18 protein-coding genes, 1 tRNA gene and 1 riboswitch are annotated in these 20,715 nt (G+C 73.0%); of the genes, 17 read left to right on the top strand and 2 right to left on the bottom strand.

Translation table 11 applies throughout. The features are described from left to right. The 3 genes from NHL53_RS13985 to pth all read left to right on the top strand — a co-directional run. Positions 1-730 (top strand): fumarylacetoacetate hydrolase family protein (locus NHL53_RS13985; RefSeq protein WP_433777502.1); only part of this gene is annotated, 730 nt, incomplete at its 5' end. A 366-nt stretch (positions 731-1,096) separates the two neighbouring features. Further along, positions 1,097-1,696: a 50S ribosomal protein L25/general stress protein Ctc gene (locus NHL53_RS13980; RefSeq protein ID WP_433777501.1), complete on the top strand. Its 600-nt coding sequence runs from the start codon at positions 1,097-1,099 to the stop codon at positions 1,694-1,696. Positions 1,697-1,780: 84 nt separating this feature from the next. Then, on the top strand, positions 1,781-2,365 hold the full coding sequence (gene pth / locus NHL53_RS13975) for an aminoacyl-tRNA hydrolase (protein WP_433777500.1): 585 nt from the start codon (positions 1,781-1,783) through the stop codon (positions 2,363-2,365). A gap of 16 nt (positions 2,366-2,381) precedes the next feature. On the opposite strand, the gene NHL53_RS13970 is transcribed toward pth, so the two are convergent. Beyond that, entirely contained in the window at positions 2,382-2,837 is a 456-nt protein-coding gene (locus NHL53_RS13970; RefSeq protein ID WP_433777499.1) for a hypothetical protein, read from the bottom strand. A 53-nt stretch (positions 2,838-2,890) separates the two neighbouring features. Here NHL53_RS13970 and mfd point away from each other — a divergent pair, with 53 nt between their 5' ends. Further along, positions 2,891-6,511, top strand: coding sequence for a transcription-repair coupling factor (mfd, locus tag NHL53_RS13965; protein ID WP_433777498.1), 3,621 nt, complete (start codon positions 2,891-2,893; stop codon positions 6,509-6,511). Between the two features lie 22 nt (positions 6,512-6,533). On the opposite strand, the gene NHL53_RS13960 is transcribed toward mfd, so the two are convergent. Continuing rightward, complete coding sequence (locus NHL53_RS13960) at positions 6,534-7,715, bottom strand: DUF4232 domain-containing protein (protein ID WP_433777497.1); 1,182 nt, start codon at positions 7,713-7,715, stop codon at positions 6,534-6,536. Between the two features lie 262 nt (positions 7,716-7,977). Between NHL53_RS13960 and nhaA the strand changes: the two genes are divergently transcribed. The 13 genes from nhaA (at position 7,978) to NHL53_RS13895 (ending at position 20,610) form a co-directional block, all read left to right on the top strand. Then, positions 7,978-9,144 (top strand): Na+/H+ antiporter NhaA, encoded by a 1,167-nt coding sequence (gene nhaA, locus NHL53_RS13955; protein ID WP_433777496.1) that lies wholly within the window; start codon positions 7,978-7,980, stop codon positions 9,142-9,144. Positions 9,145-9,254: 110 nt separating this feature from the next. After that, positions 9,255-9,899: a MazG family protein gene (locus tag NHL53_RS13950; protein WP_433777503.1), complete on the top strand. Its 645-nt coding sequence runs from the start codon at positions 9,255-9,257 to the stop codon at positions 9,897-9,899. Positions 9,900-9,906: 7 nt separating this feature from the next. Further along, on the top strand, positions 9,907-11,187 hold the full coding sequence (hisS, locus tag NHL53_RS13945) for a histidine--tRNA ligase (RefSeq protein ID WP_433777495.1): 1,281 nt from the start codon (positions 9,907-9,909) through the stop codon (positions 11,185-11,187). Between the two features lie 56 nt (positions 11,188-11,243). Further along, the gene (gene nagA / locus NHL53_RS13940; protein WP_433777494.1) at positions 11,244-12,383 is read left to right on the top strand and encodes an N-acetylglucosamine-6-phosphate deacetylase; all 1,140 of its coding nucleotides are present in this window, start codon (positions 11,244-11,246) and stop codon (positions 12,381-12,383) included. A gap of 122 nt (positions 12,384-12,505) precedes the next feature. Beyond that, complete coding sequence (eno, locus tag NHL53_RS13935; protein WP_433777493.1) at positions 12,506-13,786, top strand: phosphopyruvate hydratase; 1,281 nt, start codon at positions 12,506-12,508, stop codon at positions 13,784-13,786. A gap of 32 nt (positions 13,787-13,818) precedes the next feature. Next, positions 13,819-14,400 (top strand): FtsB family cell division protein, encoded by a 582-nt coding sequence (locus tag NHL53_RS13930; protein WP_433777492.1) that lies wholly within the window; start codon positions 13,819-13,821, stop codon positions 14,398-14,400. A 78-nt stretch (positions 14,401-14,478) separates the two neighbouring features. Next, positions 14,479-15,018: a DUF501 domain-containing protein gene (locus NHL53_RS13925; protein ID WP_433777491.1), complete on the top strand. Its 540-nt coding sequence runs from the start codon at positions 14,479-14,481 to the stop codon at positions 15,016-15,018. A 29-nt stretch (positions 15,019-15,047) separates the two neighbouring features. Further along, positions 15,048-16,397 carry a S8 family serine peptidase gene (locus NHL53_RS13920; protein WP_433777490.1) on the top strand — a complete coding sequence of 450 codons (1,350 nt, stop codon included), beginning with the start codon at positions 15,048-15,050 and terminating at the stop codon, positions 16,395-16,397. A gap of 25 nt (positions 16,398-16,422) precedes the next feature. Next, positions 16,423-17,766 carry an NAD(P)/FAD-dependent oxidoreductase gene (locus tag NHL53_RS13915; protein ID WP_433777489.1) on the top strand — a complete coding sequence of 448 codons (1,344 nt, stop codon included), beginning with the start codon at positions 16,423-16,425 and terminating at the stop codon, positions 17,764-17,766. A 62-nt stretch (positions 17,767-17,828) separates the two neighbouring features. Then, positions 17,829-17,902 (top strand) — tRNA-Leu (locus tag NHL53_RS13910). Between the two features lie 36 nt (positions 17,903-17,938). After that, positions 17,939-18,033, top strand: a riboswitch (TPP riboswitch). After that, on the top strand, positions 18,021-18,881 hold the full coding sequence (gene thiM / locus NHL53_RS13905; protein ID WP_433777488.1) for a hydroxyethylthiazole kinase: 861 nt from the start codon (positions 18,021-18,023) through the stop codon (positions 18,879-18,881). Its footprint overlaps the riboswitch before it by 13 nt. Then, the gene (gene thiE, locus NHL53_RS13900) at positions 18,878-19,561 is read left to right on the top strand and encodes a thiamine phosphate synthase (RefSeq protein WP_433777487.1); all 684 of its coding nucleotides are present in this window, start codon (positions 18,878-18,880) and stop codon (positions 19,559-19,561) included. Before thiM ends, thiE begins: the two co-directional genes overlap by 4 nt. Before the next feature lie 29 nt (positions 19,562-19,590). Beyond that, complete coding sequence (locus NHL53_RS13895) at positions 19,591-20,610, top strand: pseudouridine synthase (protein WP_433777486.1); 1,020 nt, start codon at positions 19,591-19,593, stop codon at positions 20,608-20,610. The last annotated feature ends 105 nt before the right edge of the window (positions 20,611-20,715 follow it).

Here is a 20,715-nt window from a genome sequence, read left to right as displayed (position 1 = left end):
GGGTTGGGGGGGGGGGGGGCGGCGGGGGGCCGCCCCCACCGTCCGGCGGGAGGGCGACGCGCTCGTTCCCGTCGAGGATCCCTTTGAGGCCTTCGCGGCGGGGCGGGAGGCGCGAGACCTCGGCGATCCCGTCGTCGGCGAGCTGCTCGCGCCCTGCGAACCCCTCGTGGTCGTCGGCATCGCCCAGAACGGGCCCGACCACGCCTCTCCCGTGCAGGCGTGGCTGAAGAGCCCGCGCACCGTCGTCCCGAGCGGACGCGTCGTCTGCCTGCGGCGGGATGCCGGTCAGGTGGTCGCCGAGGGCGAGATCGCCGTCGTGATCGGCCGGCCCACCGCCGGCCTGACCCCCGAGACCGCGCACGAGTTCGTCCTGGGCATCACGGCGGTCGACGATCTCTCCAGCCCCGATCGGGCCGCGTGGGATCCGCGCAACTTCGAGTCGAAGTCGGGGGAGGGGTACACCCCGCTGGGCCCGTGGATCGACACGCGCGCCGACATCGACGACGTCGACGTCGAGCTCGCCGTCGGCGACCGCCGGCCGATCCGGATGTCGAGCGACGAGCTGCCCGTCGGGATCCGCGACTGCCTCGCCTACGTGGCGGCGTGGAGCGAGCTGGGGCCCGGCGACGTCGTCATGACCGGGGCGCCGAGGGCGCTGTGCCCCGTGGATCCGGGCGAGACGATCTCGGTCCGCGTCGGCGAGGTCCGCCTCGTGACGCCGACCGCCTAGCGGACGGCGTCAGCGCTTCTCGCGCGCCTCGCGGGTCATCGCGAGGAAGGCGCCCGTGAAGGTGACGACCGAGAGGGCCGAGAGGCCGGCGATGACCAGAACGAGGATGTGCGAGGCGTCCATGTGCGTCTCCAGGGGCGTGGGGGCGGAAGGCGAGGGGAGCGCCGAGGCGCTCGCGTCCCATCCTATCCGGCGCATCCGGTACCATAGGACGCGACCTCGGCGAGGGACGCGGCACGCGTCCGTGATCGACGCGGTGAAGCAGGCCCTCCGGGTCTGGTCACGCTGTGCGTTCGCGCCGGGGAACACCGCACGTCCACGTGGCCTGGCTCTCTCGCCGCGTGCCGATCCCATCCAGGAGTGAACATGAGCGACGAGAACAAGCTCTCTGCAGAGATCCGCACCGAGTTCGGCAAGGGCTTCGCCCGCCGCCTGCGCGCCGCCGGCAAGACGCCCGCCGTCCTCTACGGCCACGGCACCGAGCCGCAGCACCTCGCGCTGCCGGCCCACGAGCTCGGGCTGATCGTCCGCACGGCCAACGCCGTCATCGACCTCGACATCGACGGCGCCGAGCAGCGCGCGCTCGTCAAGGACGTGCAGCGCGACCCGGTGCGTCAGATCATCGAGCACGTCGACCTCGTCGTCGTGAAGCGCGGCGAGAAGTTCGTCGTCGACGTCCCCTACATCACCGAGGGCGAGTCGTTCGCGGGCACCATCCACACGCTGAGCGCCACCGCGATCCGCGTCGAGGCCGAGGCCACGAGCATCCCCGACCACATCGTGGTCGACATCGAGGGGCGCGAGGACGGCCAGCACGTCTACGCCAAGGACCTCGCGCTCCCCGAGGGCGTCGTCCTCGCCGACGACCCCGAGCTGGTCGTCGTGACGATCTCGACGCCGTCCGCGTCGGCTGACGACGAGGCGGACGCCGCCGAGGGCGAGGCCGCCGAGGGCGCCGCGGAGTAGACCCGCGATCGGACGGGGAGGGGGTGCGGGAGACCGCGCCCCCTCCCCGTCTCCGCACGTCGGAGAGAAGAGAGGGGAGCGCGCATGGCCGACACCTGGCTCGTCATGGGGCTCGGGAACCCCGGGCCGCGCTATGAGCGCACGCGACACAACGTCGGACAGATGGTCGTCGACGAGGTCGCGGCGCGACGCGGCGCGAACTGGAAGCAGCACCGCGCGGGCGCGCGGGTCGCGGAGACGTGGCTGCGTCCCGGCGCGGCGAAGCTCGTGCTCGCGAAGTCGAACGGCTACATGAACACGTCGGGGGGTCCCGCCGCGGCGCTCGCGTCGTTCTTCCGGATCGCCCCCGACCACGTCGTCGTCGTGCACGACGAGCTCGACATCCCGTTCGACGCGCTCAAGCTGAAGTCGGGCGGCGGGCACGGAGGGCACAACGGCATCCGCGACATCGCCAAGGCCCTCGGCACCCCCGACTTCGCCCGGGTGCGCGTGGGGATCGGGCGGCCTCCCGGCCGGCAGGACCCTGCCGACTGGGTGCTGTCCGAGTTCTCGGCGACCGAGCGGAAGACGCTGCCGATCCTCGTCGCCGACGCGGCGGACGCGGCCGAGCTCATCGCCGACGAGGGGCTCCTCGCCGCGCAGCAGAAGGTGCACGCGCCGCGGGCGTGAGCGCCGCCTTCTTCCTCTAGGTGAAGAGGTCGACGAAGGGCACGATGCCCAGCGCCCCGGAGATGAGCGCCTCCTGCGTGACGGCGAAGAGCAGGATCCAGCCCGTCAGCGCGACGGCGATCGCGGCGATCGCCCACCCGCGCCCGCGCCCGAGGGCCGTCGCGACGATGCCCTGCACGAGGCCCCAGCAGGCGACGAGGGCGTGGGCGACCCAGGCGATGACGAGGATGATCAGCGCGCCGAGCGCCCGCTCGAGGCTCTCCCAGAGCTGCGCCTCCGTCGCGATCACCAGATCGGCGTAGTCGACGATGCGCAGGATGCGTCCCAGCGCCCGTCCGGAGAGCCAGATGCCGACGGCTCCGACGAGGACCGCGAGCACCGACGCGCAGAGCGCGACGATGCCCAGCACCGGGCTCCTCCTCTCGGAGAGCGCGGCGGGGCGCGGGGGAGCGGCATACGGCGGTCCGGTCACGCCCCCAGCGTAACGGCGCCCTCGCCCGGAGCCTGCCCGCGTACCCTTGTTCGGTGACTGTCTCCGGGATCCTCGACGCCCTCGAATCCTCCGAGTCGTTCCGCGACGCGCTTGCCGTGTCGTCGGTCGACGCCGACCTCTCGCTCGTGGACGGGCTCGACGCCCCCGCGCTCGCGGCGCTGCTGCGTCGCCGCCGCGCGTCCGGCGCGCCCGCGGTGCTCGTCGCCCTCGCCCCCACGGGCCGCCGATCGGATGCGCTCGCCGACGCGCTGCGCGCGCTCGTCCCCGACGCGGAGGTGCGCGACCTGCCGGCCTGGGAGACGCTCCCGCACGAGCGGCTGAGCCCGAGCCCCGAGACCGTCGGACGTCGCCTCGCCGCGCTGCGCGCCCTCACGACCTGGGACGGCGGCGCGCCGCTCGTCATCACGGCGTCGATCCGCGCGGCGATCCAGCCCCTCGTCCCCGGTCTCGGGTCCGCCGACCCCGTGCGGCTCGTCGTCGGAGAGAGGGGCCTCTGGCTCGAGGAGGTCGTCGAGCGGCTCGTCGAGCTCGCCTACCATCGCGTCGACATGGTCTCGCGGCGCGGGGACTTCGCGGTGCGCGGCGGGATCCTCGACGTCTTCCCCCCGACCGCGGACCACCCCTTCCGCGTCGAGTTCTTCGGCGACGAGGTCGATCAGATCCGCCAGTTCTCCGTCGCCGATCAGCGGTCGCTGCCGGGCGCGGTGGCCGAGGTCGAGCTGATGCCGAGCCGCGAGCTGCTGCTCACCCCCGAGGTGCGCGAGCGCGCCCGCCGTCTGCAGCCCGACTATCCCGGGATCGCGCAGATGCTCGAGAAGATGGCGGAGGGCATCCCCGCCGAGGGCATGGAGTCGCTGTCGACGCTCGTCGCCGGACCCCTCGTGTCGTTCGTCGAGTACCTCCCGGAGGGCGCCGTCGTCGCGCTGGTCGATCCCGAGCGGGCCGTCTCGCGATCCATCAGCCTCGCCGAGACGAACGCCGAGTTCCTCGAGGCGGCCTGGAACGCCGCCATGGCCGGGGGGTCGGCGCCCCTCGACCTCGCCAGCACGGGGTTCCTCCCGATCGGCAGGCTGAAGGAGGACCTGCACGCGAAGAAGGGCGTGTGGTGGTCGCTCAGCCCCTTCGACTCGGGCCTCGGCGAGATCGAAGCCGAGCTCGCGGAGGCCGACGAGGAGGTGCTCGCCGACGCCGAGAGCGCCAGCCGGATCGCCGGGGAGGCGATCCCGTCCTTCTCCGGGAACGTCGACGGCGCGATCGAGTTCGTCGCCGGGCGGCTGAGCGAGGGGTGGGCGGTCGTCGTCTCGTCCTCGGGAACGGGCCTCGTCGATCGCGCCCGCGACGTGCTGAGCGAGCGGGGACTCGCCGCTCGCGCCGTCGAGAGCCTCGACGACGCGCCCGAGAGCGGCGTCGCGACGCTGACCGTCGGGCAGATCGAGCGCGGCTTCCAGGTCGCGGAGGCCCGGCTCGCGGTGCTGACCGACAGCGAGCTCTACGGGCGCACGGTCGGCGGCGACACCCGCGTCGTCAAGAAGCTCGCGTCCCGGAGGCGCAACGTCGTCGATCCCCTGCAGCTGAAGCCGGGGGACCCGGTGGTCCACGCCACGCACGGCATCGGGCGCTTCGTCGAGCTGACCCAGCGGGAGGTCTCGACCGGCGGCCGGAACGCGCAGAAGACGATGCGCGACTACGTCGTCCTCGAGTACGCGCCGTCGAAGCGCGGGTATCCGGGCGACAAGCTCTTCGTGCCGACCGACCAGCTCGACCTCCTGTCGAAGTACGTCGGCGGCGAGAGCCCCCAGCTGTCGAAGATGGGCGGCTCCGACTGGGCGCAGGCCAAGAAGAAGGCACGCAGGGCCGTGCGCGACATCGCCGTGGAGCTCGTGAAGCTCTACTCGGCGCGCATGGCGTCGAAGGGCTACGCGTTCGGAGCGGACACGCCCTGGCAGCGCGAGCTCGAGGAGGCGTTCCCGTTCGCGGAGACGCCCGACCAGCTGCAGACGATCGACGAGATCAAGCGCGACATGGAGCGCGAGATCCCCATGGACCGCCTGCTCTCCGGCGACGTCGGCTTCGGCAAGACCGAGGTCGCCGTGCGCGCCGCGTTCAAGGCGATCCAGGACGGCAAGCAGGTCGCGATGCTCGTGCCCACGACCCTGCTCGTCAAGCAGCACCTCGAGACGTTCTCCGAGCGCTTCGCGGGCTTCCCCGTGAAGGTGCGCCCCCTCAGCCGCTTCCAGACCGACGCGCAGGCGCGCGACACCGTGCGCGGCCTCGCCGACGGCTCCGTCGACATGGTCATCGGCACCCACCGGATCCTCACGGACGGGGTGGTGTTCAAGGATCTCGGGCTCATGATCGTCGACGAGGAGCAGCGTTTCGGCGTCGAGCACAAGGACGCGCTGAAGAAGCTCAAGACGAACGTCGACATCCTCGCGATGAGCGCGACGCCCATCCCGCGCACGCTCGAGATGGCGGTGACGGGGATCCGCGAGATGTCGACCCTCGCGACGCCCCCGGAGGACAGGCACCCGATCCTGTCGTACGTCGGCCCGTCGAGCGACAAGCAGATCGCCGCGGCGATCCGGCGCGAGCTGCTGCGCGAGGGGCAGGTGTTCTACGTGCACAACCGCGTGACGAGCATCCAGCGCGTCGCGAGCCACCTCGCGGAGCTCGTTCCGGACGCGCGGATCGCGGTGGCCCACGGCAAGATGAGCGAGCAGCAGCTCGAGCAGGTGGTCGACGACTTCTGGGAGCGCAAGTTCGACGTGCTCGTGTGCACGACGATCATCGAGACGGGCATCGACATCGCCAACGCGAACACGATCATCATCGACCGCGCCGACAAGTACGGCCTCGCCCAGCTGCACCAGCTGCGCGGACGCGTGGGGCGCGGTCGCGAGCGCGCGTACGCGTACTTCGTCTACGACGAGAACAAGCCGCTCACGGAGACGGCCGCCGACCGGCTGGAGACGATCGCCGTGCACAACGATCTCGGATCCGGCATCCAGGTCGCGATGAAGGACCTCGAGCTGCGCGGAGCGGGCAACCTGCTGGGCGCCGAGCAGGCGGGCCACATCGCGGGGGTCGGCTTCGACCTGTACCTCCGGATGATCGGCGAGGCGGTCAGCGAGTTCCGCGGGGAGGCGGCCGAGGGGCCGACCGAGCTGCGGCTCGAGCTGCCGGTCGAGGCGCGCATCCCCGACGACTACATCGACAGCGAGCGGCTCCGCCTCGAGGCGTACCAGAAGCTGTCGGCGGCCGCGACGGCGCAGGCCGACGACGACGCGATCGAGCTCGTCGTCGACGAGCTCGTCGACCGGTACGGCGAGCTGCCCGAGGCGGCGAAGGGCCTCGTCGACGTGGCCCGCCTGCGCCGCCGCGCCGCGCAGTCGCAGCTCGCGGACGTCGTCGCGATGGGCAGGAACCTCCGCATCGCGCCCGCCGCGCTGCCCGACTCGATGAAGGTGCGGCTGACGCGCCTCTACCCAGGGGCGAAGGTGATCGGCGGGGCCGACGCCCTGCTCGTGCCGCTGCCGACGGCGGGCGGCGAGGCGCTCGAGGACGCCGCGCTGCTCGAGTGGGTGAGCCGCCTGCTCGACGCGATCTTCCCGCTGCCGAAGAAGGAGGAGGCGGCCGCGTCGGCCGCCGACTGAGGCGCCCGGGCCGCGCGCGGGGTCACCCGGCCCGCGCGTGCCAGGGTGTCAGATCCATCTCGCCGTCGTCGACGATGTCGAGCGTCTCGGTCTCGGCGATGCGATCCGCACCCGCCCACGGCGCCATGAGCACGGCGAGGTCCTCGGGGCGCCCCGTCGGCGCGCGCCAGGTGAGGTCGGCGCGGGCGACGCCGTCCGGTGCGATGGTCACCGGCTCGTCGTCGACGTCCTGACCGGACGGCGTGCGCGTGGTGCGCGCGATCGCCGGACGGATCTCCTCGCCGTCGGCGGAGGCGAACGCGAGATCGGGCCATCCGCGGAGGTCGCACGCCGCGGATGACGTGTTGCGCGCCTCGAGGGCGAGGAGGCGGGAGCCTGTCGCCGCGTCGACGCCCGCGATCGTCACCTCGACGTCGTCGGCGGCGCAGCGCGTCGGGAAGTCGGGATCGGCGACGGGGGCGACGGAGGGCGGCGGATCCGCGGGCGCCAGCGGATCCTGCCCGTCCGGCGACGCGGGATCCTCGCGGGACGCGACCTCCGTGCGTGCGGAGAGCGCCGCGCCGTAGGTCGACGTCGCCAGGCCCGCACCGGCCGCGACCGCCGCGGTCAGGAGCGCGATGAGGAGGACGAGCGCGCCGCGCCGGTTCGCGATCCGCGGTCCCGTCGCGCCGATCAGCGCGCTCGCGAGAGCGGGGATCCACCCCCAGAGCAGTCCCCAGCGGGCGGCCTCCCCGAGCGCGGGCAGCGTGAACCCCCGGATGCGGGACCCGCCGCGGCCGCCGAACGTCTCGATGTCGAGGATCCACTCGCCCAGCTGCGCGACCCCGGTGACGACGACGGCGGCCGCCACCACGCAGAGCCAGAGCGCGAGTGCGCGGAGCCACCGCGGCACGGGGCGCCGACGCCCAGGGAGGAGCATCCAGCCGGCCGCGAGGAGCAGTCCCAGTGCGAGGAGGAGCGTCACCCAGATCCGGTCCGGCCACGGGTCGACCGTGTAGCCGGCGTGCGCTGGGACGATCGTCGGCGTCCACGCGTCGAACGCCGACCGGGCGGGGCCCGAGGCGCTCCACGCGACCGTGCGGCGCACGAGGTCCGCGCCGACGACCGCGAGGACGCCCAGGAGGGAGAACGCCGCGAGGCCGAGCCATCCGTCCGACCCTCGTCCCTCCGTGCCGTCCGGTCCGGAACCCCCGCGCGCCGTCATCCCGACAGTGTCGCACTCCGCGCCCGGACGGCATCGTGCTCCCCGCCGCGGAGGGTCGCGCGCGTCGGATCGCCGAGAAGGGGAGGGGGACGAGGCGAGCGGGCGATCGGCGTCGCGGCCGACGAACGGCCCGCCGCTCGCCGCTCGTCGCCGACGGAGGCGCCGCCATGCGCGCGGTAGGGTGGAGACCGGTGCGCCGGGAAGTCTGGTCGGCCTCGCGGGGCTTCCCCTCGCGAGACAACTCCGATCGACGAAGGAATCCATGTCGCTTCTCCGCTCCGAGCGCTTTCCCGCGTTCCTCCTCCTGGGCGCCGCCGCGCTCGGCCTCGTCCTCGCCAACCTCCCGTTCGGCGACGAGATCATCCATCTGAGCCACATCGAGATCGGCCCGGAGGCGATCGGCCTGAACCTGTCGCTGTCGCACTGGGTCGCCGACCTGCTCCTCGCGATCTTCTTCTTCGGCGTCGCGGTCGAGCTGCAGTTCGAGCTCACGCGCGGTCAGCTCAACAGCGTCTCGAAGGCGATCCGCCCGGCGATCGCCGCGGCGGGCGGCGTCATCGTGCCGATCGTCATCTACCTGATGATCGCGCGCGGGCCCCAGACGGGGTCGGGGTGGCCGATCCCCACCGCCACGGACATCGCCTTCGCGCTCGGCGTGCTCGCGATGTTCGGCAAGGGGCTGCCCACCCAGGTGCGGGTGTTCCTCCTCGCCCTCGCGATCATCGACGACGTCGTCGGGATTCTCTTCATCGCGATCCTGTTCACGGCCGACCTCGATCTGGTCCAGCTCGGCATCGGCATCGTGCTCGTCGTCGCCTTCGCGATCCTCAGCCGGGTGCGCAGCCGGGAGAACCAGGCGGCGATCGTGCCGCTCATGATCGTCGTCGCGCTCGCCGCCTGGGTGTTCATCTACCTCTCGGGCATCCACGCGACCCTCGCGGGCGTCATGCTCGGCCTCGTGATCCGACAGCATGAGGGCATGGCGGCGCGTCACGCGCTCGAGCCGTGGATCAACGGGCTCATCCTGCCGGTGTTCGCGTTCTTCTCGGCGCTCGTCGCGATCCCGCAGGTGTCGCTCGACGAGCTCTCGCCCGCGCTGTGGGGGATCGTGGTCGCGCTGCCCGTCGGCAAGCTCATCGGCATCACGCTCTTCGGATGGCTGTCGACGTTCATCGGGCGTCACGGCGGGAAGCCCGACATCGCGTTCCTCGACATCCTGCCGGCGGCGGCGCTCGGCGGGATCGGCTTCACGGTGTCGCTCCTCCTGTCGCGCCTCGCGTTCGCGGACGATCCTCTCGTCGCCGACGAGGCCGTGCTCGGCGTCCTGATCGGCTCGCTGATCTCTCTGATCCTGTCGGGCTTCCTCGTGTCGTGGCGCGCCGCGCACCACCGGCGCCTGGCGGCGTCGGAGCCCGCCTCCGGCAGCTGACGCCTCGACCGGAGGGCCGTCTCGCGCGTGCGAGGCGGCCCTCCGCGCGCGTCCGGGAGAATGGGGGCGTGACGGATCAGGGAGACCAGCTGCTGCGGGCGGCCCGGGTGATGCGCGAGGTGCACGCGTCATGCGTGTGGTCGCGGGAGATGACGCACGAGAAGCTCGTGCCGTACCTCACGGAGGAGGCGGCGGAGGTGATCGACGCGGTCGAGACGGGCGACCGCGCGGGGCTCCGCGAGGAGCTGGGGGATCTGCTCTGGCAGGTGCTCTTCCACGCCGCCGTCGCGTCGGAGCATCCTGAGGATCCGTTCGACCTCGACGACGTGGCCCGCACGCTGGCCGACAAGATGATCCGGCGGCACCCTCATGTCTTCGCCGGCGAGACCGCGGAGACGCCCGAGCGCGTGCTCGAGCTCTGGAACGCCGCGAAGGCCGAGGAGAAGAGGGAGAGGCGATCGGTGCTCGACGGCGTTCCCGCGGGGATGCCGTCGCTCGCGCTGGCGCAGAAGGTGCTGGGCAGGGGCGCGCGGGTCGAGGTCGGCCTGGAGCACGTCGAGGCGATCCGCGCCGCCGAGGCGATCGAGCAGGCGGAGGGGGAGACTCTGCTGCCCGCGTCCGAGGAGGAGCTCGGCGAGACGCTCCTCGGCCTCGCAGCCCTCGCCCGCGACCGCGGCTGGGACGCCGAGCGCGCCCTGCGGACGCGGCTGCGGGCCTTCGCCGACGAGGTCCGCACCGCCGAGATGGAAGAATAGGGGCTCTATGGCAACCGTGAACCCGCCGCGCGGCATGCGCGACTTCCTCCCCGCTGACAAGGCCCGTCGCGAGCGCGTGCTCGCCGTGATCCGCGAGCGCTACCGCGCCCACGGGTTCGACGAGATCGAGACGCCGGTGATGGAGGAGCACGCGCGTCTGCACGCGGGCGTCGGCGGCGACAACGAGAAGCTGGCTTTCAACGTCCTCCGGCGCGGTCTCGACGCCGACGCGATCCGCGCGGCGGCCGACGACCAGGACGCGCTGAGCGACCTCGGCCTGCGCTACGACCTGACGGTGCCGCTGTCGCGCTTCTACGCGAGCCACCGCGCGGAGCTGCCCGCGGTCTTCCGCTCGGTGCAGATCGCCCCGGTCTGGCGGGCCGAGCGCCCGCAGAAGGGGCGCTACCGGCAGTTCGTGCAGTGCGACATCGACATCATGGGCGACGGGTCCGCGCGCGCGGAGGCCGAGCTGATCACGGCGACCCTCGATGTGCTGGGCGCCCTCGGCCTCGACGGCGCGACCGTGCGCATCAACGACCGGCGCGCTCTCGACGCGATGCTCGACGCGTTCGGGTTCCCCGAGGACCAGCGCCCGAGCGTGCTCATCACCATCGACAAGCTCGACAAGATCGGCCCGTCCGGAGTGGCGGCGGAGCTGCGCGAACGCGGCGGAGCGGAGGACGCGGTCGCCGCGTTCGAGGAGTTCCTCGCCGGCCTCCCCGAGGGCGACGACGCCGCGTTCGGTGCCGAGGGGATCCGCGCCCGCCTCCCCGAGGGCGTGCCCGACGAGATCATCGACCACCTCGCGGGGCTCGGCGACGCGGTGCGCGCCGCCCGCGGGGGAGGGGACGCCCCGCTGGCGTTCGACCCGTTCCTCGTGCGCGGCATGGGCTACTACACGGGCACGATCTTCGAGATCGCCCACCCCGACGTGTCCTTCTCCCTGGGCGGCGGAGGGCGCTACGACGGCATGATCGGGCGCTTCCTCGGGCAGGACGTGCCCGCGGTCGGGTTCTCCATCGGATTCGAGCGGATCGTCGACCTGGTGCGGATCCGCGACGAGGAGGCCGCCCGCGCGGTCGTCGTCGTGCACGACCGCGACGTGCCGGTCGCCGAGCTCATGGCGCACAAGGCCCGTCTCGTCGCCGGCGGCGCCCGCGTGCGCCTGGAGCGCCGCACGAAGAACCTCAAGGGCCTCCTCGCGCGCGCGGAGGCCGACGGCTTCACCTCGTTCGCGTCGGTCGCCGCGGGGCAGGCCGACCTGGAGGAGAAGCCGCTGGGCGACTGAGCGGCGCCGTGCCGGACACGCGCGGCCGGCGGGAGAGCGGAATCTAGAGTGGGATCATGACCGTCATCCACTCCGCCCGCCTCGTCACCGAATCCTCGATCGTCCCCGACAGCTGGGTGCGCTTCGACGCCGATCGCATCGTCGCGCGCGGCACGGGCGACGGGTGGCGCGCGGCAGGCGATGGGGAGGTCGTCGACGCCGGCGAGCGGCTGCTGGCGCCGGGATTCATCGACCTCCACGGGCACGGCGGGGGAGGCGCGGCGTTCGACGACGGCGAGGAGGCGATCGAGCGGGCGCTCGCGACCCACCGCGCGCACGGCACGACCCGATCCGTCCTCTCGTTCGTGACGGCCGGCATCGACGATCTCGCCGCGCGGCTCGGATCCGTCCGGGCGGTCGCCGGGCGCGACCCGCTCGTGCTCGGCGCGCATCTCGAGGGGCCGTTCCTCGACCTCGACCACAAGGGGGCGCACGATCCCGGCCTCCTGAGGGACGCGACCCCCGCGGACGTCGACGCTCTGCTCGCGGCAGCCGACGGATCCCTCGTGCAGATCACGCTCGCGCCGGAGAAGCCAGGGGCCCTCGACGCGATCCGCCGCTTCGTCGACGCGGGCGTGCGGGTCGCGGTCGGCCACACGGCCGCCGACTACGACGAGACGCTCGCGGCCTTCGACGCGGGCGCCTCGATCCTCACCCACGCGTTCAACGCGATGGACGGCATCCGCCACCGCGCGCCGGGCCCCATCGTGGCCGCCATGCGCACCCCGCAGGTGACGCTCGAGATCATCAACGACGGGGTGCACGTGCACCCCGATGTGGTGCGGATGGCGTTCGACGCCGCGCCCGGCCGCGTCGCGCTCATCACGGACGCGATGGCCGCCGCCGGCGCGCCCGACGGCGACTACATGCTCGGACCGCTCGCCGTGCGCGTGGCGGACGGCATCGCGCGTCTCGCCGAGGGCGACTCGATCGCCGGATCGACCCTCACGCTCGACCGCGCCCTGCAGCAGGCGGTCGGCGCGTGCGGCATCCCGCTGGTCGACGCGATCGCGGCGCTCACGGTCGTGCCCGCCCGCGCGCTCGGGCGCGAGGGCGAGCTCGGCTCGCTCGCCGAGGGGGCCGCCGCCGACGCCCTGCTGCTCGACGACGACCTGGAGGTCCGGGGCGCGTGGGGGGCAGGACGCCGGATCGCGTGACGGGTCCACTCCGCGGATCCCGCCCGCGGCGCGCCGCACGGGTGGGCGGCGGCTGTCCCGCGGCCTAGACTGGCGGTGGACCGACGAGGTTCCGCACACCGTCCCCTTCTCAGGAGAGCTCAATGGCACTGATCGAGGCAGTAGGCGCACGCGAGATTCTGGACTCGCGCGGCAACCCCACCGTGGAGGTCGAGGTCCTCCTCGACGACGGCATCGTCCAGCGGGCCGCGGTCCCGTCCGGCGCGTCGACCGGCGCGTTCGAGGCGTACGAGCTGCGTGACGGCGACAAGAGCCGCTACGGCGGCAAGGGCGTGCTGAAGGCCGTCGAGGGCGTCCTCGACGAGCTCGGCCCGGCGATCGAGGGGCTCGACGCCAGCGACCAGCGTCTCGTCGACCAGACCCTCATCGAGACCGACGGCACCGACAACAAGAAGCGCGTCGGCGCGAACGCCATCCTCGGCGTGAGCCTCGCCGTCGCGAAGGCCGCCGCCGACAGCGCCGACCTCCCGCTGTACCGCTACGTGGGCGGCGCGAACGCCCACGTGCTCCCGGTGCCCGCGCTCAACGTGATCAACGGCGGCGAGCACGCCGACAACGGCATCGACATGCAGGAGTTCTTCCTCGTCCCGCACGGCGCCGACTCGTTCGCCGAGTCGCTGCGCTGGGGCGCGGAGACCTACCACGTGCTGAAGAAGGAGCTGCTCGCGGGCGGCTTCGCCACGGGCCTCGGCGACGAGGGCGGCTTCGCCCCCGACCTGCCCAGCAACCGCGAAGCGCTCGACTTCCTCATGGCCGCGATCGAGAAGGCCGGCTTCACGCCGGGCGCCGACATCGCGGTGGGCCTCGACGTGGCGTCGACCGAGTTCTTCGAGAACGGCGTCTACCGCTTCGAGGGCAAGGACTGGACCGCCGAGCAGCTCACGGGCTACTACGAGGAGCTCCTCGCGAACTACCCGCTCGTCACGATCGAGGACGCGCTGGCCGAGGACGACTGGGAGGGCTGGAAGGCCCTCACCGAGCGCATCGGCGGCAAGGTGCAGCTCGTGGGCGACGACCTGTTCGTCACGAACCCCGAGCGCCTGAAGCGCGGCATCGACGAGGGCGTCGCGAACTCCCTCCTCGTGAAGGTGAACCAGATCGGCACGCTCACCGAGACGCTCGACGCGGTTACGCTCGCGCACAGCTCGGGCTACACGGCCATGATGTCGCACCGCTCGGGCGAGACCGAGGACGTCACGATCGCCGACCTCGCGGTCGCCGTCGGCTGCGGCCAGATCAAGTCGGGCGCGCCCGCGCGCAGCGACAGGGTCGCGAAGTACAATCAGCTTCTGCGCATCGAGGAGGAGCTGGGCGACGCGGCGACGTTCGCGGGCCGCGGCGCCTACCCGCGCTTCGCGGGCTGATCGCACAGAAGTCATCACGAGGAGGGAGCCGCATGAGAAGACCTGCGGCTCCCTCCTCGCGTCCTCCCCAGCCGCGGCCCTCCCGCTCGGAGCGGGCGAGCGGGCGCGCCTCGCGCGGAGGATCCGCGACGGTCGACCCGCGCGACTGGCTCGGCAGCATCCGGCTGTCCTGGTTCGCGGTCATCATGCTCGCGCTGGTCGTGATGGCCGTGCTCGTGCTCGTGCCGAGCGTGGGCGGATACCTCGAGCTCCGTCAGCAGATCCGCGCCGCCGAGCACTCGGTGCAGGTGACGAAGGACGAGATCGCCGAGCTGCAGCGCGAGAAGGAGCGGTGGCGCGACCCCGCCTACATCACCAGCCAGGCCCGCGAGCGGCTCTACTACATGATGCCGGGCGAGGTCGTCTACCTCATCGACGACGATCTCGACCACAGCGAGGATCCCGAGGATCCCGCTCCCGTGAGCGCCGAGGTGGAGGAGAAGCGCAGCGACTGGACAGGGTTCCTCCTGCGGTCGGTCGCGAACGCCGGCCTCGCGCAGCAGGCGGTCCCCGAGGAGCCAGCGGACGGCGGCGTCTTCGCCCCGGACCCCGAGCCCACCGAGACCCCCGGGTAACGGTTTCCCGCGCATTCGCGGGGAACGCGCCACGCGCGACCGGACTCGCGACGGCTCCGCCGGTACGCTCGTGAGGTGATGACCACTCCGCCGTTCCCTCCCGTGCGCCCCGCCGAGATCCGCGTCGTCAGCGAGCAGCTCGGCCGCGAGGCCCGCGGCGTCGTCGGCATCGCCGCCCGTTGCGCGTGCGGGAACCCCACCGTCGTCGCCACCGCTCCGCGCCTGCCCTCCGGCACGCCGTTCCCCACCTTCTACTACCTCACCCATCCCGCCGCCACCGCGGAGATGTCGCGGCTCGAGGCGGGGCAGGTCATGGTCGAGTTCACGGAGCTCCTGGCCTCGGACGACGAGGTCGCCGCGTCCTACGCCCGCGCGCACGAGGCGTTCCTCGCCGACCGCGCCCAGTACGGCGACGTGCCCGAGGTCGCCGGCATCTCCTCGGGCGGCATGCCGACCCGCGTCAAGTGCCTCCACGCCCTCGCTGGCCACGCCCTCGCGGCGGGGCCGGGCGTGAACCCCATCGGGGATCTGGCGCTGGAGAGGTCGTCCTGGTCGCCCGAGCGCTGCGCGTGCGAGAACCCGGGCGCGGCGCTCGCCGCCGAGGACGACGCGGGGTGAGGGCCGTCGTACGTCGGCGGCCGGGGGCGATGCTGATCGCCCTCGCGCTGGCGTGCGTGATCGCGCTCCCCGCCTCCGCCTCGGCGCAGGCGGACGTCGAGCAGCAGGCCCCGGCCTCGACGCCGTCTCCGACCCCGTCTCCCTCTCCGTCCCCGGACGACGAGGAGGAGGACGAGGAGGATCCGGAGCGCGCGCGGGAGTACTGGCTCGAGGAGTACGGCATCGCGGACGCGTGGGAGACGACCCGCGGCGAGGGCGTGCGGATCGCCGTCATCGACAGCGGCGTCGCCTCCGACATCCCGGAGCTCGATGACGCGGTCGTCGGCGGAGCCGACATGTCCGGCGTCGGCGATCCGGAGGGGCGCATGCCCCTCGGCGACAACGCGCTCACCCGCAGCCACGGCACCTACGTGGCATCGGTGGCGGCCTCCCGCGGCCTGCCCGACGACGCCGGGATGATCGGCGTCGCGCCCGAGGCGGAGGTGCTCGCGATCTCCCTCGGCTTCGGATCCGTCAGCGAGGTGCCGTTCTCCGATCAGGTCGCCGACGCGATCCACTGGGCCGTCGACAACGGCGCCGACGTCATCAACCTCTCCTTCACGATCAACCAGCCGACCTGGGGCGAGAGCTGGGATGAGGCGTTCCTCTACGCGATGGAGCACGACGTCGTCGTGATCGCGGCCGCCGGGAACCGGGACAGCGGCACGAACATCGTCGGCGCGCCCGCCACGATGCCCGGGGTGCTCGTCGTGGGCGGCGTCGACCGCGAGGGGCGCGCGAGCCAGGGGGCGTCGACCCAGGGCGTCACGATCGGCGTGACGGCCCCGAGCGAGCACCTGCGCGGGATCAGCCCGTCCGGGCAGGTGAACGAGTGGAACGGCACGAGCGGCGCGGCCCCCATCGTCTCGGGCATCGCGGCGCTGGTGAGGTCCGCGCACCCCGACCTCGACGCCGGCAACGTGATCAACCGGATCCTGCAGACCGCCTCGCCGCCCCCGCGCGAGTACGACGGGCGGGATCCGCTCTACGGGTTCGGCCTCGTCGACGCGCAGGCCGCGGTGGAGGCCGACGTCGAGGCGGTCGACAAGAACCCCGCCCAGGAGCTGCGCCAGTGGATCACGCTGAACCGCAGCGGGGAGATCTCGAACGACGCGGAGCCCGCCCCCGCCCCGGAGCCCGTGGAGATCCCGGCGCTCCCGCCGCCCGACCCGCCCGCCGAGGCGGGCAGCCCCCTCGTCCCGTCGTCCGACAGCCTGCGCGAGGTCACCCTCCCGCTCGTCGCCCTGAGCGTCGCTGGTATCCTGATCGTGCTCGGCGTCGTCGCTGTGTCCCGGCGCATCCGCTCGGTTCGCGCGCAGCACGCGCGGACGGGCTCCTGAACAAATTCCAAGGAGATTAGTTTCCGTGCCCAAGATCCTCATCGTCGGCGGTGGATACGCGGGTTTCTACACCGCGTGGAAGCTCGAGAAGCACCTGCGAGCCGGGGAGGCAGAGGTCATCGTCGTCGACCCGCTCCCGTACATGTCGTACCTGCCGTTCCTTCCCGAGGTCGCGGCCGGCGCCATCGAGCCCCGCCACGCGGTCGTCTCGCACCGTCGTCACCTCAAGAAGACGAAGGTCATCAACGCGAAGGTCGCGAGCATCGACCACGCGAACAGGACGGCGACGATCGCGCCCGAGCACGGCGAGAGCTGGGAGCTCGAGTACGACCAGATCGTCGTGACCGCCGGGTCCGTCTCGCGCACCTTCCCGATCCCGGGCATCGCCGACCACGCGATCGGCATGAAGTCGATCGAGGAGGCCGTCGCGGTGCGCGACCAGCTCGTGTCGAACTTCGAGAAGGCGGCCGCGCTCCCGAAGGAGAGCCCGGTGCGCCGGCGCCTCCTGACGACGGTCGTCGTGGGCGGCGGATTCGCCGGCATCGAGACGCTCGCGGAGCTGCGCTCGGCCGCCTCGGCCCTGCTCGAGAAGTTCCCCGAGATCACCTTCGAGGAGACGCAGTTCCACCTCATCGAGGCGATGGGGCGCATCATGCCCGAGGTCTCGCTCGAGACGAGCGAGAAGGTCCTCAAGGACCTCGCTCGGCGCGGCGCGTACGTGCACCTCGACACGCAGGTGGCCGACGCGACCGACGGCGTGGTGAAGACGAACACGGGCGAGGAGTACCCGAGCGACCTCATCATCTGGACCGCGGGCGTCATGGCGAACCCGCAGGTCGTGAACGGCAGCGACCTGCCGCGGGAGGCCCGCGGGCGGATCTCGACGCAGGCCGACCTGCGCGTCGTCGACGAGAGCGGCGCCGTGATCGAGGGCGCATGGGCCGCGGGCGACGTGGCGGCCGTTCCCGACCTCACGGGCGGCGGCGTGGGCGGCATGTGCGTGCCCAACGCGCAGCACGCGGTGCGCCAGGCGAAGCGCCTCGCGAAGAACGTCGTCGCCACGCTGCGCGGAGAGCAGCCGGTCGACTACGTGCACAAGAACCTCGGCGCGGTCGCGGGTCTCGGCCTCTACCAGGGCGCCTTCCAGTCGGGCAAGATCGCCCTCACGGGCTTCCTCGCCTGGTGCGCGCACCGCGGCTACCACGGCCTCGCGATGCCCACGTGGGAGCGCAAGTGGCGCGTCCTGTGGGGCTGGTGGCACAACTTCTTCCTGGGCCGCGACCAGGTGCAGCTGAAGGCCACACAGGATCCCCGCGCGTTCTTCGAGGCGTTCGCCTCGCGCCCCAAGCCGAAGACCGACGAGAAGTGACGCTCTGATGTCCTCCGAAGCGCCCCTGCCCGCGATGCGCGGGAGGGGCGCTTCGGCCATCCGCCCCCGTAGCCCAACCGGCAGAGGCAGCCGACTTAAACTCGGCGCAGTGTGGGTTCGAATCCCACCGGGGGCACCGTCCGCCGCCCTCCCGCGATGCGGTAGGTTGATCTGCGTTGACACGGGGTGCCGCGACCGCGGCTGAGATCACACCCGTCGAACCTGATCCGGGTAGCTCCAGCGGAGGGAATGTCATGCAGCAGATCGCGCACGCCGTCGAGAGGGTGCGGGCGGCCGCTCCTCTCGTGCAGTGCATCACCAACACCGTCGTGCAGCAGGTGACGGCCAACGCGCTGCTCGCGTGCGGCGCCTCGCCCGCGATGCTCGACCACGAGGCCGACGCGGCGCAGTTCGCGCGCATCGCGAACGGCATCCTCGTGAACTTCGGCACGGCGACCAGCCATCAGCTCCTCGCCGCCGACGCGGCGATCGCCGAGGCGAACGCCCTCGGCACGCCGTGGGTGCTCGACCCCGTCAGCGTGGGCGGCGTCGACTACCGCACCACGCGGATCCGCGCCGCGGCCGCCCAGCGCCCGACGGCGGTGCGCGGCAACGCCTCCGAGATCGCGGCGCTCGCCGGGCACGGCGCCGGCGGGCGGGGCGTGGACGCGACCGACGAGGTCGACGCGGTGCTCCCCGCGGCCGTCGAACTGTCGCGCGCGCTCGCCTCCGGAACCGGCGTCCCGGGATCCGTCATCGCCGTCTCGGGGCCGGTCGACGCGATCGTGCGGACGCGCGCCGAGGGCGGCGCCGACGTCGTGCGCGTCGGGGGCGGCAGCGACCTCATGCCCCTCGTCATCGGGACGGGCTGCTCGCTCGGCGCGGTCGCCGCGGCCTATCTCGGCGCCGCGGATCGCACCGACCCGGACGCGGCTCTCTGGGCGGTCGCCGCGGCGCACGCGCACTTCGCCGCCGCAGGCGCGCGAGCGGCGGAGAGCGCGCAGGGCCCCGGCAGTTTCGCGGTCGCGTTCGTCGACGCCCTGCACGCTCTCGCGCCGGAGGAGATCGCCGCCGTCACCGTGACGGCCGAGGTGCGGAGCGAGGAGCGGTCATGAGCCGTCTCGCCCCGTACGACTTCTCCCTGTACCTCGTCACCGACACGGCCCAGTGCGCCCGCGCGGGGAGGACGGTCGCGGAGACCGCGGCCCTCGCGGTGGCGGGCGGCGCGGGCGTCGTGCAGGTGCGGGACAAGACCGCGACCGACGCGGCGTTCCGCGTGCTGGTCGAGGACGTCCTCGACGCGATCGCCCGGGTGCGCCGCGCCGAGGGCATCGCCCGAGAGGTGCCGGTGTTCGTCAACGACCGCGTGCGGGTCGCGCGCGACCTCGGTCGCGACGGCCGCGCCGTGCACGTGCACATCGGGCAGTCCGACGCGCCGCCCGCCGAGGTGAGAGACCTGCTCGGCCCCGCGCCGCTCATCGGGCTGTCTGTCGCGACGTCCGGCGAGCTGCGGGCCGCCCGCGAGAGCGGCGCCGTCGATCTCGTCGGCATCGGCCCCGCCTACGACACCGCGACGAAGGCCGACGCGCCCTCCGGGATCGGGCCGGAGCGCATCGCGCTCCTCGCGGCCGAGGCGGGGCTGCCCGGCGTCGCGATCGGCGGCATCGACGCCGCGCGGGCCGCTGAGCTCCGGGGAACGGGCGTCGTCGGCGTGTGCGCCGTCTCCGCCATCTGCCTCGCGGAGGATCCGCGCGAGGCGTCCGCGCGGATGCGCGCCGCGTTCACGGGGGAGTGACACCCGCCGGACGCTAGACTCCGGTGCTCGTGGCGCGCTTCGGAAAACGGATCCTCCCTCCCCGCGACGGGATCACGGCGGCGCGCCTGCGCGCGCCTGGCGGCTCCCAGACCCACGCGGCCCGTGACCTGCCCGTCCCGGCGACCGTGCGGGAGTGGCTCTCCGACATCGTCATCCCGACGACGATGGGGCGCGAGCAGGCGTTCGGCGCGGAGCCGCTCGCCCCGGAGTACTTCACGGGTCGGGGAGAGCTGACCGACCAGACGGGCCGACGCGTGCGCCTCGACGACGCCGTCATCCCCGGCGGCTTCTACGTGTTCCACAAGCCCGTCCCATACGAGGACGCGATCCCCTTCGAGATCGACGTCGTCCACGAGGACGCCGACCTCCTCGTCGTCGACAAGCCCCCGTTCCTCGCCTCCACGCCCAACGGGGTCTTCGTGCGCGAGTGCGTCGTGACGCGGATGCGCGTGGCGCGCGGTGAGGACGACATCGTGGCGATCCACCGACTCGACCGCGTCACGGGCGGGCTGCTCGCCCTCTCGCGGCGCCCCGAGACCCGCGGCGCCTACCAGACGCTGTTCCAGCGCCGGGAGATCGAGAAGACGTACCGCGCCCTCGCGCACCTGCCCGCGGGCTGGTCGCCCGGCGACGCCCTGCCCCTCGGGCTGGAGGACGGCGAGGAGCGCGAACGCCGCTCGCGGCTGCGCAAGATCGACGGCGAGCGCCCCGTGCGCGAGATCCCCGGTACGCCCAACGCGCGCACCTCGATCCGGCTGCTGCGCGCGTTCCCGCACGGCGGCGGGTGGGCGGGCGAGTTCTCCCTCGTGCCGCACACGGGGCGCACCCACCAGCTGCGCGTGCACATGAGCGGACTCGGGATGCCGCTGCTCGGGGATCCCGTCTATCCCCGCGACGTCGACCCGGATCCGTACGACTTCTCGCACACGCTGCAGCTGCTCGCCGAGCGCCTCGCGTTCGACGACCCGCTGACGGGAGAACGGCGGGAGTTCGCCACGCGCCTCACGCTCGACGCATCGCGCAGCTAGACCGCGCCTCGGCCCGCGAGGGGGAGCGGAGATGCGCGAGCGGCGCAGGATCCCGATCGGGATCGCCCCTCGTCGACCGCTCCGTCGGCGGGCAGCTGCGCGAGG

The organism is Microbacterium sp. gxy059 (genome assembly GCF_050958665.1).
Lineage (GTDB): Bacteria > Actinomycetota > Actinomycetes > Actinomycetales > Microbacteriaceae > Microbacterium.
Note: the sequence above shows the minus strand (reverse complement) of the source record. Positions and strands in the feature narration are given on the sequence as shown.

What these genes read in the sequence shown, in the direction of transcription:
- NHL53_RS13980 (WP_433777501.1), top strand. Translation starts at nt 1,097, where the DNA reads ATGAGCGACGAGAACAAGCTCTCTGCAGAGATCCGCACCGAGTTCGGC.
- pth (WP_433777500.1), top strand. Translation starts at nt 1,781, where the DNA reads ATGGCCGACACCTGGCTCGTCATGGGGCTCGGGAACCCCGGGCCGCGC.
- NHL53_RS13960 (WP_433777497.1), bottom strand. Translation starts at nt 7,715, where the DNA reads ATGACGGCGCGCGGGGGTTCCGGACCGGACGGCACGGAGGGACGAGGG.
- nhaA (WP_433777496.1), top strand. Translation starts at nt 7,978, where the DNA reads ATGTCGCTTCTCCGCTCCGAGCGCTTTCCCGCGTTCCTCCTCCTGGGC.
- NHL53_RS13950 (WP_433777503.1), top strand. Translation starts at nt 9,255, where the DNA reads ATGCGCGAGGTGCACGCGTCATGCGTGTGGTCGCGGGAGATGACGCAC.
- hisS (WP_433777495.1), top strand. Translation starts at nt 9,907, where the DNA reads ATGGCAACCGTGAACCCGCCGCGCGGCATGCGCGACTTCCTCCCCGCT.
- nagA (WP_433777494.1), top strand. Translation starts at nt 11,244, where the DNA reads ATGACCGTCATCCACTCCGCCCGCCTCGTCACCGAATCCTCGATCGTC.
- eno (WP_433777493.1), top strand. Translation starts at nt 12,506, where the DNA reads ATGGCACTGATCGAGGCAGTAGGCGCACGCGAGATTCTGGACTCGCGC.
- NHL53_RS13930 (WP_433777492.1), top strand. Translation starts at nt 13,819, where the DNA reads ATGAGAAGACCTGCGGCTCCCTCCTCGCGTCCTCCCCAGCCGCGGCCC.
- NHL53_RS13925 (WP_433777491.1), top strand. Translation starts at nt 14,479, where the DNA reads ATGACCACTCCGCCGTTCCCTCCCGTGCGCCCCGCCGAGATCCGCGTC.
- NHL53_RS13920 (WP_433777490.1), top strand. Translation starts at nt 15,048, where the DNA reads ATGCTGATCGCCCTCGCGCTGGCGTGCGTGATCGCGCTCCCCGCCTCC.
- thiM (WP_433777488.1), top strand. Translation starts at nt 18,021, where the DNA reads ATGCAGCAGATCGCGCACGCCGTCGAGAGGGTGCGGGCGGCCGCTCCT.
- thiE (WP_433777487.1), top strand. Translation starts at nt 18,878, where the DNA reads ATGAGCCGTCTCGCCCCGTACGACTTCTCCCTGTACCTCGTCACCGAC.